The sequence below is a fragment of the Streptomyces caeni genome (assembly GCF_042678285.1).
GTDB lineage: Bacteria > Actinomycetota > Actinomycetes > Streptomycetales > Streptomycetaceae > Streptomyces > Streptomyces caeni.
Genome location: NZ_JBHUDX010000078.1, coordinates 1 through 1,415, shown reverse-complemented (window position 1 = coordinate 1,415; position 1,415 = coordinate 1). Strand labels below are relative to the sequence as shown.

The following is a 1,415-nucleotide window of genomic DNA, read 5'->3' as shown; positions in this document are numbered from 1 at the left end:
TCGCTGCCCTCGCCCCGTACGCCACAGCACCGTAAGCAAATTCGCCAGCGGAGTCTGCACGTCTCCCGCCTGATCAGCCGGTGCTGCAACCGGCTGCGCGACCAGGTGATGAGGGATGCCGCCTAGGCCGGCCCCGGATGGCCGGCGCGATGTGACGGGACATCATGTCCATCGTCTGGGCCTCCGCCATCGAGAACGCCAGCCGGGCCCCGCTGCGGAAGAGGGTGAGCACCCCGCACACGGTGCCCCCCGGTGAGCGGCACGCACAGCAGCGACGTCACGTTCGCGCGGACGAGGACCGGGGCGTCCGAGGCGTCACGGCCGAAGGCGTCCGGGTCCTCGGGCCGCACATGCAGGGCTGTGGAGCCGGCGTGCGCCGCCTCGGCGACGAGCGGGCACGAGGCCGGGTCCTGTGCGGCGAGCGCGGCCGCCTCTTCGCGACGGGGCCCCAGTACGGCGGCGCGGGTGAGGTGCGCGGATCCCGCGTCGGTCACCACCGAGCTCGGCGCCGCACTGCGCTCGTGGCCCGTCGTCGATCAGGCGTGCGGGATCGTGATGCATGTCCTCGGCTGCGATGCCGACGCGGCCTTCGGCGTCCTGCGCCGCATCTCCCGGGGCACCAGCCGGAGACTCTCCGACGTCGCCGCGGTCGTGGTGCGGCGGCGCGGCCGCGGCCTGGAGCGGGAGCCGGTCTCGCTGTCCGGCGGAGCGGCGGGGGAGCGGGTTTTCACGTCACCCGCATGGGGGCGCCGGTAGCGCGAATGGTGCAGGGCCGCGCGCGGACCGCGGCCGGGCGGGCTGTGATGGGTTGTCAGGGGCGCGATGGCCGTGCCCCGCGGGAACCCGGCCGAAGGAGCCCCTCTCATGCGCTGCAGAGCCCGTGTCCTGTCCGCCGCCGCTCTGGCCGCAGCCGCGCTGGGCACGGTCGCCCCGCCCGCGTCCGCCGACCCCTCCGCGGACGTCAGCCCGCGCCGGGCCGCGCCCGGAGACACCGTTGCCGTCCGGGCGTCCTGCGACGCCGCCGGAGGCACCCCGACCGAGTCCATCCACGCCACCTTCCGCGGCTTCGAGAGGGGCACGGCCCGGCTGCGCAGGTACGGCGGTGGCGCGGGTGCCAGCGCTGCCGTGTACAGCGGCACGGACCGCATCGCGGCCGACCCGGGGACCGGGGGCGGCTCCGGCGCGGCCGGCTTCGTGTCGCAGCGGGGCGTCGAGGGCCGCTGCCCGGCTGCGTTCGGAGGCGAGACGCCGTGGGCCGCCTCCTTCACCGTGAGCCGGGACGACGCCGGGCGCGAAGGGGAGGGTCAGGGGCGGGAGCAGGGTGGTGGGGGTCAGGGCGAGCAGCCGGGGCGGGAGCAGGGTGGTGGGGGTCAGGGCGAGCAGCCGGGGCGGGAGCAGGGTGGTGGGGGTCAGGG

General features: G+C 76.5%; 2 protein-coding genes. Both read left to right on the top strand.

All coding sequences use genetic code 11. From position 1 onward, the window contains the following. The first annotated feature begins 465 nt into the window (after positions 1-465). Positions 466-756: an ANTAR domain-containing protein gene (locus tag ACFSL4_RS25685; RefSeq protein ID WP_381087487.1), complete on the top strand. Its 291-nt coding sequence runs from the start codon at positions 466-468 to the stop codon at positions 754-756. A 108-nt stretch (positions 757-864) separates the two neighbouring features. Next, on the top strand, positions 865-1,415 hold a 551-nt coding region (locus ACFSL4_RS25680), incomplete at its 3' end, for a hypothetical protein (protein WP_381087484.1).